The organism is Cryobacterium sandaracinum, from assembly GCF_004403415.1.
Lineage (GTDB): Bacteria > Actinomycetota > Actinomycetes > Actinomycetales > Microbacteriaceae > Cryobacterium > Cryobacterium sandaracinum.
In genome coordinates, this window is sequence record NZ_SOGO01000024.1 from 38,870 (window position 1) to 53,537 (window position 14,668).

Annotated in this window: 15 protein-coding genes; 7 read left to right on the top strand and 8 right to left on the bottom strand. The window is 68.8% G+C overall.

All coding sequences use genetic code 11. The annotated features are described in order from the left end of the window. Positions 1 to 346: 346 nt before the first annotated feature. Positions 347 to 1,909, bottom strand: coding sequence for a DUF222 domain-containing protein (locus E3T25_RS08130; RefSeq protein ID WP_134373568.1), 1,563 nt, complete (start codon positions 1,907 to 1,909; stop codon positions 347 to 349). Between the two features lie 331 nt (positions 1,910 to 2,240). Between E3T25_RS08130 and E3T25_RS08135 the strand changes: the two genes are divergently transcribed. Next, positions 2,241 to 2,456: a GYD domain-containing protein gene (locus E3T25_RS08135; RefSeq protein ID WP_233191191.1), complete on the top strand. Its 216-nt coding sequence runs from the start codon at positions 2,241 to 2,243 to the stop codon at positions 2,454 to 2,456. A 476-nt stretch (positions 2,457 to 2,932) separates the two neighbouring features. Then, complete coding sequence (locus tag E3T25_RS08140) at positions 2,933 to 3,874, top strand: hypothetical protein (protein WP_134373570.1); 942 nt, start codon at positions 2,933 to 2,935, stop codon at positions 3,872 to 3,874. Positions 3,875 to 3,968: 94 nt separating this feature from the next. Here E3T25_RS08140 and E3T25_RS08145 read toward each other — a convergent pair whose 3' ends face one another. Then, positions 3,969 to 4,166 (bottom strand): hypothetical protein, encoded by a 198-nt coding sequence (locus E3T25_RS08145; protein ID WP_370295259.1) that lies wholly within the window; start codon positions 4,164 to 4,166, stop codon positions 3,969 to 3,971. A 118-nt stretch (positions 4,167 to 4,284) separates the two neighbouring features. Here E3T25_RS08145 and E3T25_RS08150 point away from each other — a divergent pair, with 118 nt between their 5' ends. After that, a complete protein-coding gene (locus E3T25_RS08150) occupies positions 4,285 to 4,638 on the top strand; it encodes a hypothetical protein (RefSeq protein ID WP_134373572.1) in 354 nt (117 codons plus the stop codon). A gap of 60 nt (positions 4,639 to 4,698) precedes the next feature. On the opposite strand, the gene E3T25_RS08155 is transcribed toward E3T25_RS08150, so the two are convergent. The 6 genes from E3T25_RS08155 to E3T25_RS08180 all read right to left on the bottom strand — a co-directional run bounded on the left by E3T25_RS08155 (position 4,699) and on the right by E3T25_RS08180 (position 9,728). Then, positions 4,699 to 5,055, bottom strand: a complete 357-nt coding sequence (locus tag E3T25_RS08155) for a GntR family transcriptional regulator (protein ID WP_134373574.1) — start codon at positions 5,053 to 5,055, stop codon at positions 4,699 to 4,701. Further along, the gene (locus E3T25_RS08160; RefSeq protein ID WP_134373576.1) at positions 5,052 to 5,999 is read right to left on the bottom strand and encodes a hypothetical protein; all 948 of its coding nucleotides are present in this window, start codon (positions 5,997 to 5,999) and stop codon (positions 5,052 to 5,054) included. The genes E3T25_RS08155 and E3T25_RS08160 overlap by 4 nt, the downstream gene beginning before the upstream one ends. Positions 6,000 to 6,396: 397 nt before the next feature. After that, a complete protein-coding gene (locus E3T25_RS08165; protein WP_134373578.1) occupies positions 6,397 to 6,840 on the bottom strand; it encodes a DUF1294 domain-containing protein in 444 nt (147 codons plus the stop codon). Positions 6,841 to 6,863: 23 nt separating this feature from the next. After that, on the bottom strand, positions 6,864 to 8,195 hold the full coding sequence (locus E3T25_RS08170; protein WP_134343245.1) for a M20/M25/M40 family metallo-hydrolase: 1,332 nt from the start codon (positions 8,193 to 8,195) through the stop codon (positions 6,864 to 6,866). Between the two features lie 76 nt (positions 8,196 to 8,271). Continuing rightward, positions 8,272 to 8,844 (bottom strand): GNAT family N-acetyltransferase, encoded by a 573-nt coding sequence (locus tag E3T25_RS08175; RefSeq protein ID WP_104099679.1) that lies wholly within the window; start codon positions 8,842 to 8,844, stop codon positions 8,272 to 8,274. A 35-nt stretch (positions 8,845 to 8,879) separates the two neighbouring features. Then, on the bottom strand, positions 8,880 to 9,728 hold the full coding sequence (locus E3T25_RS08180; RefSeq protein ID WP_134373580.1) for an aldo/keto reductase: 849 nt from the start codon (positions 9,726 to 9,728) through the stop codon (positions 8,880 to 8,882). Positions 9,729 to 10,065: 337 nt separating this feature from the next. On the opposite strand from E3T25_RS08180, the gene E3T25_RS17750 reads away from it, so the two are divergent. From E3T25_RS17750 to E3T25_RS08200, 4 genes are all read left to right on the top strand, one after another. Then, positions 10,066 to 12,141, top strand: a complete 2,076-nt coding sequence (locus E3T25_RS17750; protein ID WP_134373582.1) for a TPM domain-containing protein — start codon at positions 10,066 to 10,068, stop codon at positions 12,139 to 12,141. A gap of 142 nt (positions 12,142 to 12,283) precedes the next feature. Next, a complete protein-coding gene (locus tag E3T25_RS08190; RefSeq protein ID WP_104194097.1) occupies positions 12,284 to 13,015 on the top strand; it encodes a PspA/IM30 family protein in 732 nt (243 codons plus the stop codon). A 67-nt stretch (positions 13,016 to 13,082) separates the two neighbouring features. Further along, positions 13,083 to 13,730: an NADPH-dependent F420 reductase gene (locus tag E3T25_RS08195; protein WP_134343250.1), complete on the top strand. Its 648-nt coding sequence runs from the start codon at positions 13,083 to 13,085 to the stop codon at positions 13,728 to 13,730. 73 nt (positions 13,731 to 13,803) lie between these two features. Further along, positions 13,804 to 14,649, top strand: a complete 846-nt coding sequence (locus tag E3T25_RS08200) for an arginase family protein (RefSeq protein WP_104099674.1) — start codon at positions 13,804 to 13,806, stop codon at positions 14,647 to 14,649. Positions 14,650 to 14,668 lie beyond the last annotated feature (19 nt).

The window sequence follows — 14,668 nt, forward strand, 5'->3', positions numbered from 1 at the left end:
GACCGATTCGACGGAGATTCTGGTCTGAAACCACATTTTTGGGCTTCCTGGGGCAGTTTCGGGCAGAATCTCCGTCGAATTCGTTCGGGAGAGAGTTGCTGCTCAGCCAGTGACGAGAAGACACGGGAGTCCCGGAACGCTCGCTCAGGAACCACGGACCGCTCCCTGAGAAGTCGCGGAACCCACGCTCATCCCGCGTCGCGGTCGATCGCCTATGCCGGCTTAGGAGCAACTGCCCCGCCCCTTGACCCGCCCCTGCCCGCGACGCAGGTCGAGCCCGTCGAGACCCGGTCAGGAACCCACTCGAGGTTCCCGCGACGCGGATCGAGCCCGTCGAGACCAAGCGCTACAGCGCTGCCCTCTTGCTCGGCAACGCCACCAGCGTCTGCTTGGGGTCTACCTCGATCGGTGGCCTCAGCCAGTACTGCGTTCCGGTGCGGCTGATCGTCCAGTGCTGGTTGTGCAGCAGCAGATGGTGGGGATGGCAGAAGAGCGCCCCGTCGGCAAGGTCCGTACATCCGTTGTTTTTGAGCCACTCGTTGATGTGATGCGCTTCTGCCCACGCTGGCGGTTTCTCACAGTCGATCCAGAGGCATCCGCCGTCGCGTACTGCCATTGCGGCGCGCTGTTTCTCGGTGAAGAGTCGATCGTCGCGGCCGACGTTGATGATCTGGCCGTTGTCGTCGAATTTGATGCCGCGGGTTCCGGTGTCGCAGAGGAGTCGGTCGATGGTCTCCTGCGAGATGGGGACCGGGTTGCCCTCGATCTGCCCATGAGCGGCCCCTTCGGCGGGTTCGACGGGTTCGACGGGCCCAGATTCGCCCGTTGCAGTCTGGACGGTCGTCGGCGCCGGCCCGGTCTGGCCCGGCTGCCCGGTCTCACCGGTCTGACCGGCCTGGCCACCTTTCAGCGCCTTCTCGGTCACGATCACGCGCACCGAGGGGCGGCGGCCGCCGAAGACCCGGCCCGGGTCGGCCTCGCCGGCGATCTTGAGTAGCTGCACGAGGGAGTCCGCGGCGATCTGTTCGGTCGTGCGGAGGTCGTCTTGCATCTTCTTTGCCCAGGCTGCCCGCTCTGCATCCACGAACCGCACCCCGCCGCGGCGCGGGCCCGTGATCGAGTCGAACGTGGAGAGCACGAACTCGCCGTCTTCGGGCGCGAACAGCCCGTTCAGTCGTACGTTGCCGTTGCCCAGCCGGTAGACCCGCAGGTAGCGGTCGTCGTAGGCCTGCTTCTCCCGGGCGGCGATGCCGGCCTCGTCAAGCCGGTCGCGCATCCGTCTCGCCTGCTTGAACACCTGATCGGCATTCAGTGACGACGCCTCGGTGAGGAGCGCCGCCAGGGCCACCCGGAGCTTCTCCGCGGTAACTGCCGCATCGATTTGGCCGAGCCCCGCGCGGATCGACTCGGCCGCGTCAACCGAGAGCGTGCCGGCGGTGACGGCCCGGGCGATCGGCGCCTGCCACGGCACCTTCGCCTCGAACTCGGCGACCTCGGCGGCATCCGCGTCGGGCGTCGAGAGCGCCGCCTCGACCAGCCTGTCGGCCGCCTCGGCATCGGCCATCATCGTGCCGACCGCGACCAGCTTGTAGGCGTCGCCCTTGGACGAGCCGGTCGAGTTCTGAATCAGGGCCTCCGGGGAGAGATACCCCTGCTGCGCCGCCAAACCCGAGTGCCCGAGCTCCGGTCGGGAACGTTCGGCGATGGTCGCCGCCATCCAGGCGGCATAGGTATCGACGAGACGGCGGATCGAAGCGATTCGCTTCTGACCGGCCAACACCTCGGCATCAGGAAGGGCCGAGAAGTCAGCGCATNAGAAGTCAGCGCATGACGAGCCCAGCAGGGCCACGGCATCGGCCGCCTGCCTGAGGTCTTCCGCGAGGTTAGTCATGTTACGAGGATACCTCATTGCGTACACATAGTCGAGTGTTCGTCAGATGATTGAGGATTTTTGAAGATTGAGTTTCGAAGCCCTGTTCGTCAATCTTGGGAGCATCGCTTCGGGTCTCGCCCAGCTCGACCACCGGGTCGAAAGCCCTCTGAGGCTGGGCGGCCGCCCCGTTGCCCCCGGGAACAGGCGGGCCTACCATGTGTCGCAGCGCCACTTCGGGGACCGAGCGTCGTTTCCGTGCCTCGGCGGGTTGCCGCACACAGGTCTCGGGCATTGCTCCGGATGTCCGCGTCCTGCACATCACAGGACGGGACTGACCATGAGCCAGTATTTATTTGGAGCGAACTAGGTGGACGAGGGCATCAGGGGCTTCATGCGCGAAGGTGGAACCGGCCGTCGGGAGGCGCTGGTCGCAGCCCTCAAATCGGTGGGTGGGTCGGTCGGTCGGTCGGTCGAGAGTTTCTACTACGCCTTCGGGGAGACCGACGTTCTGGGGGTCATCGAGGTTCCGGAGCCGTCCGACGCCGCCAAGAAAACGCCGGCGTATCAGGCTCCCGGCCAGTAGGTCTGCGGCGGCGTTCTCCCGCTCTAGCGGCGCATCCATGGGCACTCGGATGCGGTGACGCCCCGAGCCGGATGGCCATCGGCTGACACCTACTCCACCCAGTTGCCCGGAACGACGACGACCAGTCTGCAGCGCGGACATCGGTGACAGGACTCGAGCCCCTGAGCGGTGTCCACACCGTCGGGGGTCATTTCGGCCCCGCACGCCGGACACACCGGGCCGTCACCGTCGAAAGCGAACTCTTCCATTACTCCAGTCTGCGGCGTCCGTGCGGGCTGGTGCCGCGGCAACCGTCTCGCGCGCATCGTGCGCCGTTGCGCGCGTGGCACGCAACGGGCGCAGCGGCGCAGTTCCGGCGCGACGCCGATTGGCGGCGACGCGGACGGGGAATCGGCACGCGACGCGGAAAGGGAAGCAGTGCGGGGAACGACCGGGCACTGTGCCATGCTGTCCGAATCGACGATCGGGGGCTCTCAGTGGTGCGTGACCACGGCTCCGAAGACGCGTACTCGCTGGCCCAGCGCGATCCGGCCTACCTCGCAGCGGTTCGGGTCGCTTACTCGGGAGAGAAGAACGTGCTCAACGCCCTGTGGTGGGCGACTCACCCCGCCGAGGCGGCACCGGATGGCTCACCGTCCCCGGCAAACCAGCTGCGCGACCTCCAGAAGCGCGTCTTCTCGGCGAACGGCGACTTCGTCGGCGATCCGAAGGCCACCGCCGCGCTGCGGGAGCTGCAGGCCACGGTGGCCGCCGACCGTGCCGCGATCGCCGCCGCGATCCGTGCGGCCGAATTCGAGGTCAACACCCAGCCGCCCCGCTCCCCCGGTGAGTCGACGGCACCGAGGAATACTGGTCCCCGGACGATGCACGAGGGGACGTCCGAGGGTTCGCTTCAACCGTTTTTCGAGGAGGTACTCGACGAGACTGCGCTGCCCGCCGGGGGACGCGACCGCAACGCCCTCCTGGTTCTCAGCATCCTTGTCGCACTGGGTGTCGGTTTCGTCGTCGGCACTCAAACGAATGCCTCGCTCGTCACCGCATCGCCTTCTGCGGATCCCGTGAACGCGGAGGACACCTGCGGCCAAGTGAGTGACGTTGTGACGCTGATGCACAATGCGTACGGCTCGCTGCTCGTAGAGCCCTCAACCCAGCAGGAGTTCGAGGGAGCCGCACGGCTCGTTGCGCGACTGAGCGCCCGCGTGGACACCGTGCCCGGCTCTGCGGTGGCGGACCAGGTGGAGGCCCTGAAGGGCCTGCTGCCGTCGTCGGCCAGCGAGCAGATCGATCCGCTGTCGACAGAGTGGGGGCAGGCTCTGGCCCGTGTCAGCGCGGCCTGCAGCGCTGCCGGGTTCGACATCAGCGCGGCCTGCAGTGCTGCCGGGTTCGACATCAGCGTGGACGCCATGATTGGCAGCTGACGGCACCGGCCCGGTCGGGAGCGCGATTTCTCGGATGCATGGACCTTCGGTTCGATGACCTGGATTTTCCGTCTTGGCCGCCCGCTCCGCGCGATCAAGCGGTGCGCTCTACGCCCGCCAGAATCGCGGTGCCGAGCTCGGCCGGCCTGGTGAACTGGAGCCAGTGCCTGGTGGGCAGTTCCACGTACTCGACGTCGTGCAGGCGGGCCAGCTCCGCCACAAACGGATACCCGGCGGCGATCCACTCGGTGAGCAGCGCGGACGGGATCTCGCAGGAGCGGTGCGGCGGCATGGGCTGCCGCGGGTCATCCGGTGCGCCCGCAGCACCAACCTCGGAGATTTTCGCGACACGCCGCTCATGGCCCCCGAACCGGCGTTTCCCGAAAATCTCCGCGATTACGTGACGACGGATGCCTGTCAGCGAGCCCTCGTTCCACGAGCGCTCGCACGGCGAATCCTTCCTTCACCTCGTCGCGGCACGGTCCCGCTACCCGGGCTTGTGGATCCTCGACGAGCCGGAGTCGGCCCTCTCCTCCACCGGTTCTCTCGCCCTGATCCGCCACCAGCAGGACATCCTGGACGCGGGCGGATCCCAGGTCATCCTCTTGACGCACTCCCCGATCCTGGCGTCGCTCCCGGGCGCCGCCATCTACGAGGTCGGGCCCTGGGGTTACCGCCTGTGCGCCTGGGAAGACCTTGACCTGGTGCGCGACTGGCGCTCCTTCCTGGAGGCCCCGGAGCGCTACCTGCGGCACCTGTTCTGACCCGGGGCAACCGATGGCCACCGGCCGCGACCGGCACCCGATCTCACCAACGGCCGGGCCTCAGTTCTGCAGGATTGTGGTGACGTACGCCACCGTGTCGGCCGGGCTGACCCCCAGCTCCCGCAGCCGTTCGACATAGGTCTTTGCCGCGCCGAGCGCCTGCTGTTCGACCGAGTCCGGTGCGGCCTTGACGAAGGAACCGGCCCTGCCGCGGGTCTCGATGAACCCCCCCGCCTCGAGTTCCTTGTAGGCACGCGCCACGGTGTTCGGCGCGAGCACCAGGTCAGCGGCGAGCCTGCGCACCGTGGGCAGGCGTGTTCCCGCGACCATGGCTCCGCTCCGGATGTGCGCAATGACCTGCACGCGCAGCTGGTCGAACGGCGGTGTCGCCGAGCGCGGGTCGATGCGGAGAATCACTGCGGGCCGACCGGGCGCGAACCGGCATCCGCGTGGAGGGTTCGCCGAAAGTGACGCCGTGACGAGGTGAGAACGGATGCGGCGGCACCCGCGCCCAGCACGACCAGCCCGAACAGGTTGAACGCCTCCACGGAGGCCACGCCGCCACCGATTCCCGGTCGCACCGCCATCACGATCTCCTGAACGCCGAAGAAGACACCAAAAGCACCGAGGAGGAACGCGGCGGCGACCAGATCCAGGATCGCGGCCGAGCGCATCGCATCGTCCCAGGCCAGCTCCTGCTCCGACGCCATGGTCTGGGGACGCGCGACGACGATGCGACCGCCGATTTCGAAGGCCGCGAGCACCGCCACGGCCAGCCCGGCCACGACGACCGCCACGCTGAAGGACTGCGGGAAGACGGAGAGCTGCAGCTTCCAAAAAACAGGCAGCAGTACCAGCACACCGACGACCGCCAGGTTGAGGAATACGGTGCCACGAACGCCGACGCGTTCCCACCGCGGAACGTAATCGGCCAAGCGGGTGCGCCGCCCATGGGCAACCCGCTCACCCTCGCCGGTCCTCGCCACCTCGCCGGCCACGGCTGCGATCGCGCCACCCAGCACCCCGACGATCACGAAACCGCCAAGCAGGAACACGGTGGCCGAACCACTGCGGTCCGCCCCGATGAAGTACACGAGGAAAATCGAGACGATCACGCCGAGGAATCCACCGCCGGAGAAGCCCCGTACTCTCCGCACCTGGGCCGCCAAGACCATCGGATGCGAGGCGTGCGGCAGGCCGAGCCCGGCGACCGTTGACGCGTGGGCGACGAGCCGACGCTGCACGGCGGGAACATGGGTCAAGACCCACAGCAGCACGCACGACCCCACGAGCAGACCGGCTACCGTCCACGTGGACACGGCGACGTGGAAGATCATGTTGGACCAGACGTCACCGAGCATCAGATCCCCCTTTTGTGTTCTTAGTTTTGTATCATCTTATCAATACAAGCATAAATACACAACAGGGATCCCGGCGTGCTGCCGTTCTATCGCCGCGCCATATGAGCTCGGAGCTCGACCTCCGGTGCTGGGGTGATTCGCCGTTGACGTCCACGGTCACCTCGCGGATCGTGCCGGTGAACCAGTACGGTCTCGGGTATGCCGGCGTCACCGGGGAGTCCGGGTCGGCATTCCCTTGCCCGCCTTCAGGTCGGGCGGTCCGGTCGGCAGGATGTCAGGGCAGGAGACGGTATAGAGTTCGCCCACCACGGAATTGTGCACGAAATACGTCGCCGTCCTCGACATCGAACGAGTAACCCGCGGCCGGGCACGCGCCCCCGGCTCGGCTCGGCTCGGTTCAGCGGGCCAGCATATCCGGCAGCAGCGGCGAGAAGATCACGACGAAAGCCAGCACATTCAGGGCCACCGTGCCCCAGAACGCCTGCCGAAAACCGGCCTTCTTGGTTTTGTGCCGCAGCACCTGCTGCGCCACGATCGCGCCCGGCCAGCCGCCGGCGAATCCGAGCAGCAGCAGGGTGTTCTCCGGCACCCGCCAGCGCGCAGCGACCGCTGCGGTCTTGTCCATGGCGTAGGCGACGAAGCAGGCGAGGCTGACGGCCAGGTAGAACGCGGCCACCCAGATCGAGACCGGTCGGTAGGCGTCGACGACGAGGTAGATCGACGTGAAGGCGACGATGGCGAGGTAGGCGACGGCTCCCGAACCGGTGCGGGCGGGCATCCGTCGCCGCGTGCCGGTCTGCCTCGTGCGTGGGGACTGCCGCCTGGGCTTGGCCTGTCTCATCTGTGTCTCCTCGCGGCAGCAGCTCAGTCGAGGAAGTCGCGAACGACGGTGTCGAGGGCCGCGACCGTCAACGCGATCGAGCCGATGTCGATGCGCTCGTCGTTGCCGTGGAACAGCTGCCGGAAGGTGCCGTAGTCCCAGTGCCGGCCGAGCAGCGCGAAACCGTAGGCAGGGACGCCGCGGCGGCGGTAGAACCGCGCATCGGAGCCGCCGACGCTGAGCACCGGGAGCAGGTCGGCGTCGGGGTAGGCCCGGCGCACGGCCTTGCCGAGCGAGTGGAACAGCGGCGTGTCGACCGCGGACCGGGTGGCCGCGGCGAATTCGTCGCCCTCGATCGTGACCTCGTCGGCCAGGTCGCCGAGCGCCTCCCGCAGGTAGGCGTCGACGTCGGCGGCTGACAGGTCGGGCAGCACCCGGATATCGAGGGTGATCGTGGCGAGCGCGGGGATGACGTTGTCCTTCACCCCGGCCCGCACGATGTTGGGCGAGATGGTGGTGTGGGTGGATGCGTGCGCGAACCCGGCCAGGCTGCCGAGCTCGTTCAGGGCGCCGTCGATCCGGTGCGGGTCGAGCAGGCGCGCGGCAAGGTCGGGTTCCAGGTCGAGGGCCTGCACATATCGGCGCCAGTCGGCGGTGATCTGCACCGGGGCGCGGTAGCGGGCCAAGCGCCCCACGGCATCCGCCGCGATCACCGCGGCGTTGCGCGCGCCCCACGGGGCCGACCCATGGCCGGGGGTGCCGCGCACGGAAAGGCGCCGCCCGGCGATACCTTTTTCGCCGACGGCCGTCGAGATCAGCGGCCGCGGCCCGACCATGGCCCCGCCGGACTCGGTGAGCACGGCGTCCGCGTCGATCAGATCGAGCCGGTGCTCGGTGAGCCATTCCACGCCGAAGTGGCTGCCGTCTTCCTCGTCGGCAACCGCGGCGAAGATGAGGTCGCCACGCGGCCGGAACGGTCCGGTCGCAATGGCCCGGGTGACGACCGCGTAACTGGCGGTCAGGTAGAGCATGTCGAGGGCGCCGCGTCCCCAGATCTCGCCGTCGATGATCTCGGCGCCGAAGGGGTCGCGGCTCCAGCCGCCGTCGTCGACCGGCACCACGTCGAGGTGGCCGACCAGGGCGAGCGTGGGCGCCGTGGGATCGGTGCCCCGGATTCGAGCGATCAAGGAGGCGCGGCCCGGATGCGGTTCGACCACCTCGAGGTCGAGTCCCGACCCGGCGAAGAACCCCTCGAGCGTGCGCACGCTGCGAATCTCGCCGCCCGAATCGGGAGTGCCGTCGTTGACGCAGGCGTTGCGGATGAGGTCGCGCAGCAGGTCCACCGTCTGGCGGGTCAGGGCTTCATGGTCGCTCATGCGCACGCTGGACGGAGATGGTGCGCGACAGTCGATTCCATGGTGGCGGCCAGTCCTTTTGTAAAGTGCCTGAACTCTACCGGGTGAGATCGGCCGCGGCGCACGCCTGGGCGGCGGCCGCCCGGGAAACCGCGTAGCGGATGTGAACCCGGAGCGGTGAGCCGACGGGAATCTTCGGATGCTGGAACTCGGCGGTCGCGGTCATCCCGAGTCGTTCCATCACGGCCCGCGACGGTTCGTTGATGACCGCCGTGATCGCCTGCACCTGTTCGAGATCGAGCCGCCCAAAAGCGACATCAAGGGCCGCCCGGGCGGCTTCGGTGGCGTAGCCCTGGCCCCAGAAGGAGCGGGCCAGCCGCCAGCCGACCTCGAGCCCGCCGGGTCCGGGGATGAACGCGGGCACGGGAGCGAGCCCGGTGAAGCCGATGAAGTCGCCCGTCGACTGTTTCTCGAGCGCCCAGAGTCCGTAGCCGTGCGTCTCGAAGAGCCGGTCGGCCCGGCCGGCGAGCTCGTCGCTCTGGGTCCGGGTCAGCCGAGACGGGAAGTACCGCATCACCTCCGGGTCCTCCCCCATCGCGGCGAACGGCGCCAGGTCTGACTCACGCCAACGGCGCAGCAGGAGGCGGGCGGTGCGGGTCTCGAGCGGCATCCGTCCAGACTAGTGACCCGGACCCCTGCGGGTGGTCAGGGAATCCAGTTGAACTGGTCCGGGTCGGGGCCGGTGCGCTCGTCGCGGTTCAACGCTGTGATCGCAGCCAGGTCGTCGGCAGTCAATTCGAAGTCGAAGAGCGCGAAGTTCTCCTCGACCCGGCTGCGGGTGACGGACTTCGGGAACACGATGTCGCCACGCTGCAGGTGCCAGCGCAGGGTGACCTGAGCGGCAGAGCGGCCCAGGCGGCCGGCGATGGCCGTGATCACGGGGTCGCCGAGCACCCTGCCCTGTGCGATGGGCGACCACGCTTCGGTCACGATGCCGTGCTGCGTGTTGAACGCGCGCACGTTGTCCTGGGTCAGGTACGGGTGCACCTCGATCTGGTTGATGGCCGGCACTGTGCCGGTCTCGTCGAGGAGACGCCGCAGGTGCTGCGGCTGGAAGTTGGAGACGCCGATGGTCTTCACCCGCCCGGAGGCGTGCATCTCCTCCAACGCCTTCCAGGTCTCGACGAAGTCTCCGACGGCCGGCAGCGGCCAGTGGATCAGGAAGAGGTCGAGGTAGTCGAAGCCGAGGGTCTCGAGCGTCTGCTCGAAGGCGGCCAGGGCATCAGTTCGGGAGTGGAAGCCGTTGTTGAGCTTGCTCGTGACGAAGACGTCAGTCCGATCCAGGCCGGATTCGCGCACGGCCTCGCCGACGCCCTGCTCGTTGCCGTACATCTCGGCGGTGTCGATGTGGCGGTAGCCCACCTCGAGGGCGGCGAGCGTCGACCGCCTGGTGTCGGCCGGCTCAATCTGGTACACGCCGAACCCGAGCTGCGGGATCGTCTCTCCGTTGTTGAGGGTGATGCGGGGAATGGATGTCGTCGGTGCTGCGGTCATGTCGTAGAGCTCCTTTTGTCGACGAGGCGCACGGAGAAGACTGCGCGCCCCACCCTGACCTAAACGGCGCACGGTGAAGCGAATTCCCGTTCAGGGCCGATCGACAGGCTCGAGACCCGGCGGGCGCCGGCGAGGTGCTCGACGACCTCGACCTGAACATCAGGGGTGTCGTCGATGATCTGCAGCCCGCGGCAAATGCCCAGCCAGCCAGCCAGCCGGCCGCCGTGACAGCGGGCAACAGTGATACTCCTGCCTGGGCGGTGGACGGGCCTGTGTCGCCGTCCTATGCTCGACCTGGGAACGCCCGAGTGTCGATGGTGGTGTGAGGATGGGGTCCATGCGGTCACGGTGGTTGATTCCGGTCGCGGTTGCGGCGGTTCTGAGCTTTGCGATGTCCAGCGCGTCGGCGCCCACGGCGGCTTGGGCGCAAAACCCGGTCGACTTCGGCGCCAGCCACATCGTCGACACGGTCGACGCCGTCACCGCCCGCGCCGACGAGGTCACGGCCGCGTTCGACGAGCTCTATTCCGAGACCGGAGCCGACCTCTTCGTGGCCTATGTCGACAGTTTCACCGGGGTCGAGGACCGCGAGCAGTGGGCCGACCAGACGGCTGACAACAACGGCCTCGGCACCAACGACGTGCTGCTGGCCGTAGCGACGGATGACCGCCAGTACCAACTTTCCGTGGCCCCCGACTCCGCCCTGACGGATGCCCAGCTCCAGGAGATCGAGACCGTCGCCATCGAGCCGGCTCTGCGCCAGAACGACTGGGCCGGCGCCGCGATCGCCGCAGCCGAGGGTTTCTCCGCGGCTCTGCGGGGCGAGCCGGTCTCGGCCGGCGAGATCACCCCCGGGGACGAAAGCCCCGGCGGCGGTGCCGGCGGGTTTCTCATCGTCGTGTTCGTGATCATCGCCGTGCTGGTGCTTCTGGTCGCCGGAGCGGTCATCCTGCTCGCCCGACGCGGGCGGGGGCGTGCCCTGCCAGCCGGAGCCGGAGCGCCGACCGGGCTACAGTCCCTGCCGACGCCCGAGCTCAAGCGGCGCGCCTCGAGTACCCTCGTGCAGACCGACGACGCGATCCGTTCCAGTGAGCAGGAGCTCGGCTTCGCGATCGCCCAGTACGGCACGGAGGTCACCACCGCCTTCCGGGCCGCGCTCGAAACGGCGCAGAAGCAGCTCAGCCAGGCGTTCACCCTGCAGCAGAAGCTCGACGACGCCGAACCCGACTCCGAAGAGCAGGCGCGCGCCTGGCACGTCGCGATCATCGACCTCTGCAGCCAGGCCAACCTCACCCTCGATGCGCAGGCCGACGACTTCGACGAACTGCGCCAGCTGGAGAAGAACGCGCCTGAGGTCGCCGCTGCCGTGTCCCAGGGCGCCGAGGCCGTGCGGGCCCGGCTCGCCGGCAGCGAGGAGAGCCTGGCGGCCCTGGCCGCCCGGTACACCGACGTGGCGCTCGGCACGGTTGCCGACAACCCGGCCGAGGCCCGCGAGCGTCTCGCCTTCACGGAGACCGCTCTGGCCCGGGCCACCACCCGGCTGGGTGCCGGCGATACGGCGGCCGCGGCCGTGGACATCCGTGCGGCCGAGGTATCGGTCGACCAGGCGCGGTTGCTCCTGGACGCCGTGGACCGCCTGGGCACCGACCTCGCCGGCGCGACCCGGCAGATGGCGGCCACGGTCGCCGAGCTGCAGACCGATCTGGTGACCGCGCGCGGCCTGCCCACGTCGACCGAGGCCGCCGCCGCGTTGCCGGGAGTGATCAGCCAGACCGAACAGACCCTCGCCGAGGTGTGCGCTCGTTCCGCGGCCGGCCGGATCAACCCGCTCGAGGTGATGGCCATGCTCGACGCCGCCAACACCGCGATGGATGCCGCGCTGCAGGGCGTGCGGGACGCCGAGGCGCACGTCCAGCGCGCCCGGGCCACCCTCAACCAGAACCTGCTCGCCGCGCGCGGGCAGGTGTCGGCCGCGGAAGACTTCATCAGCGCCCGGCGCGGGGCGGTGGGCGCGGAGGCGCGCACCCGGGTCGCCGAGGCCGGCAGGGTTCTCGTGGAGGCCGAATCGCTGGCCGCCACCGACCCGGGTGCCGCTCTCGCCGCCTCGCAACGGGCCAACTCCCTGGCCGCGGCCTCCATCGCCGGCGCCCGGAACGACGTCGACGGGTTCGCCGGCCAGGTTCCGGGCGGCCACGGTCCCGGCTACCGAGCCGGCGGTAGCGGCGGGAACGGGGTCATGGGGGCCGTGCTCGGCGGCATCCTGATCAACACAATCCTCTCCGGCGGCGGGGGTGGCGGGGGTGGCATGTTCAGTGGCGGTGGCGGCGGCCGGCGCGGCGGCGGCTTCGGCATGCCCGGCGGCTTCGGCGGTGCCGGTTCCCGCTCACGCCGGGGCGGGGGCGGGCGGTTCTAGAAACCGGCGCCGTCGCAGCCGTTTCAGCCGTTTCAGCCGTCGCAGCCGTCGCAGCCTGCACGGCGGTCCACACGTCTTGACCAGCACAAACCGACACACTGGAGGTCAGCCGATGCTCCGGAACTCGAAAGGACACCGCACAATGACGAAACAGTCCATCTTTGGCCGTATCTCCCAGTTGGCGAAAGCGAACATCAACGCGCTTCTGGACTCCGCCGAGGACCCGCAGAAGATGCTCGACCAGATGGTTCGCGACTACACCAACAGCATCGCCGACGCGGAGAGCGCGATCGCCGAGACGATCGGCAATCTGCGCCTGCTCGAGGACGACTACCGGGAAGACGTCGAGGCCGCGACCGAGTGGGGTGGCAAGGCCCTGGCCGCGAGCCGCAAGGCCGACCAGCTGCGCACCGCCGGAAACGCGGCCGACGCCGACCGTTTCGACAACCTCGCCAAGGTCGCCCTCGGCCGTCAGATGCAGTCGGAGAAAGAGGCGAAGCTGGCCGAGCCTCAGATTGCCTCGCAGACGGCCGTCGTGGCCCAGCTCAAGGACGGCCTCAACAAGATGAAGGAGAAGCTGAACCAGCTCTCCGCCAAGCGCAGCGAACTGATCGCCCGGTCGAAGACCGCCGAGGCGCAGACCAAGGTGATGGATGCCGTCAAGAGCATCGACCTGATGGACCCCACCAGCGAGGTCAGCCGCTTCGAGGACAAGATCCGCCGCGAGGAGGCCCGCGTTCGGGGCGCCAGCGAGCTGGCCGCGTCGAGCCTGGACGCCCAGTTCGAGAGCCTCGAGGACCTCGGCGAGCTCACCGAGGTCGACGCCCGCCTCGCCGCGCTCAAATCCGGCGGCGCCGGCTCCATCACGCAGTAGCCCTCAGCCTCCAGCGCAACCGGGCGCCGACGGGAACATCCCGTCGGCGCCCGGCGTTGTCCCTAGCATGACAACTCTCGGAATCATCGGCGCCGGCAACATCGGCAGTCAGCTCGCACGACTCGGCGTGGCCAACGGATACGACGTGGTCGTGAGCAATTCGCGCGGCCCCGAAACCCTCACTGATCTGATCGGCGAGCTCGGCCCGCACTCCCGCGCCGCGACCCCCGCCGAGGCCGCCGCGGCCGGCGACCTCGTGGTCGTGACCATCCCGCTGAACCAGATCCACACCCTGCCCACGACGGAGCTGGCCGGCAAGCTCGTGATCGATACGAACAACTACTACCCGCAGCGCGACGGCGACATCGCCGCACTCGACGACGAGAGCACCACCACGGCCGAGCTGCTCCGCGATCGCCTGCCGGAGTCCACGATCGTGAAGGCGTTCAACCACATCTATGCCGCCGATCTCACCGAGCACGGTCAGCCGGCCGGGTCCGTCAACCGGCGCGCCCTGGTCATCGCCAGCGACGACGCCTCCGCCGCCGCTACCGTGACCGCACTGCTGGACCGCTTCGGCTACGACACCGTCAACGTCGGCGCGCTCAGCGAGGGCTGGCGCATCCAGCGGGACACCCCCGGCTACGGCCCGCGCTTGAACGCGGCCGAGTTGCGGGACGCGACGGACGCCGCTGCGCGCTACCGCGACCAATAGGCGCTGCGCGTAGATCGGCCCGATCCAGCACGAAAATCCCGCGCGCGGGGAAGCTCTGGGAGCATACTGAAGTATGGCTCCCTCCTTCGTTGTCGTGCCACAGTGGCAGGGTTCGGTTTCTCCGCGCGCGATGCGCCTGAGTGACGGGGCGGAGGCGATCCGGGGTGATCTTCCCTACTCCGTCACCCGTGAAGTGCCGGTGCCGGTCGAGGCCGGCGATTCTCTCGACACCGGCATCGACCGCTTCTCCACCCTGATGATGGTGCGCGAACGCCTCACGGCTGCACTGCACGGCGGCGCTGGCCCGGTGGTCACGATCGGCGGCGACAACGGGGTGTCCCTGGCGGCCGTCGAGCATGCGTCGCGGCAGCATCCTGATGACCTGGCCGTGGTCTGGCTCGACGCCCACCCCGACCTGCACACCCCCGACACCTCACCGTCCGGAGGTTTCACGGGGATGGTGCTGCGCGCCATCACCGGCGAGGGTGCCGACGGCCTGACCCTCGACCCGGGTGAGCGCGTTCCTCTGGAACGCGTCGTGATCGGCGGCGCGCGCGCCATCGACCCGGCCGAGGACGCCCTGATCCAGGACCGCGGAATAGTGAGTCTTCCGGTCGAGGACCTCGACCCTCCCGACGCGCTCGTCGCGGCCCTGCGCGCCACGGGCGTGGGCACCTTCTACCTACACCTCGACCTGGACGTGCTCGACCCGTCGGCGCTGGCCGGCCTGGCCGACCTCTACCCGTTCGGGCTGAGCGTCGACACCCTGAACCGGCTGATCACCGCCCTGCGCGCCGAATTCGAACTGGCCGGCGCCACCATCGCCGGCTTCGCCCCGGCCTCGCCGGAGGCCGCCACCGACGACCTGCCGAGCATCCTGCGCATCATCGGCGCGCTGACCCGACCTGCTCAGCCATAGCATGGGACCGACGCGCCAG

Coding starts and splice junctions, on each gene's coding strand:
- E3T25_RS08175 (WP_104099679.1), bottom strand. CDS start 8,844: ATGCCGCTCGAGACCCGCACCGCCCGCCTCCTGCTGCGCCGTTGGCGT.
- E3T25_RS08180 (WP_134373580.1), bottom strand. CDS start 9,728: ATGACCGCAGCACCGACGACATCCATTCCCCGCATCACCCTCAACAAC.
- E3T25_RS08195 (WP_134343250.1), top strand. CDS start 13,083: ATGACAACTCTCGGAATCATCGGCGCCGGCAACATCGGCAGTCAGCTC.
- E3T25_RS08145 (WP_370295259.1), bottom strand. CDS start 4,166: ATGCCGCCGCACCGCTCCTGCGAGATCCCGTCCGCGCTGCTCACCGAG.
- E3T25_RS08170 (WP_134343245.1), bottom strand. CDS start 8,195: ATGAGCGACCATGAAGCCCTGACCCGCCAGACGGTGGACCTGCTGCGC.
- E3T25_RS08165 (WP_134373578.1), bottom strand. CDS start 6,840: ATGAGACAGGCCAAGCCCAGGCGGCAGTCCCCACGCACGAGGCAGACC.
- E3T25_RS17750 (WP_134373582.1), top strand. CDS start 10,066: ATGCGGTCACGGTGGTTGATTCCGGTCGCGGTTGCGGCGGTTCTGAGC.
- E3T25_RS08160 (WP_134373576.1), bottom strand. CDS start 5,999: ATGCTCGGTGACGTCTGGTCCAACATGATCTTCCACGTCGCCGTGTCC.
- E3T25_RS08200 (WP_104099674.1), top strand. CDS start 13,804: ATGGCTCCCTCCTTCGTTGTCGTGCCACAGTGGCAGGGTTCGGTTTCT.
- E3T25_RS08190 (WP_104194097.1), top strand. CDS start 12,284: ATGACGAAACAGTCCATCTTTGGCCGTATCTCCCAGTTGGCGAAAGCG.
- E3T25_RS08150 (WP_134373572.1), top strand. CDS start 4,285: ATGCCTGTCAGCGAGCCCTCGTTCCACGAGCGCTCGCACGGCGAATCC.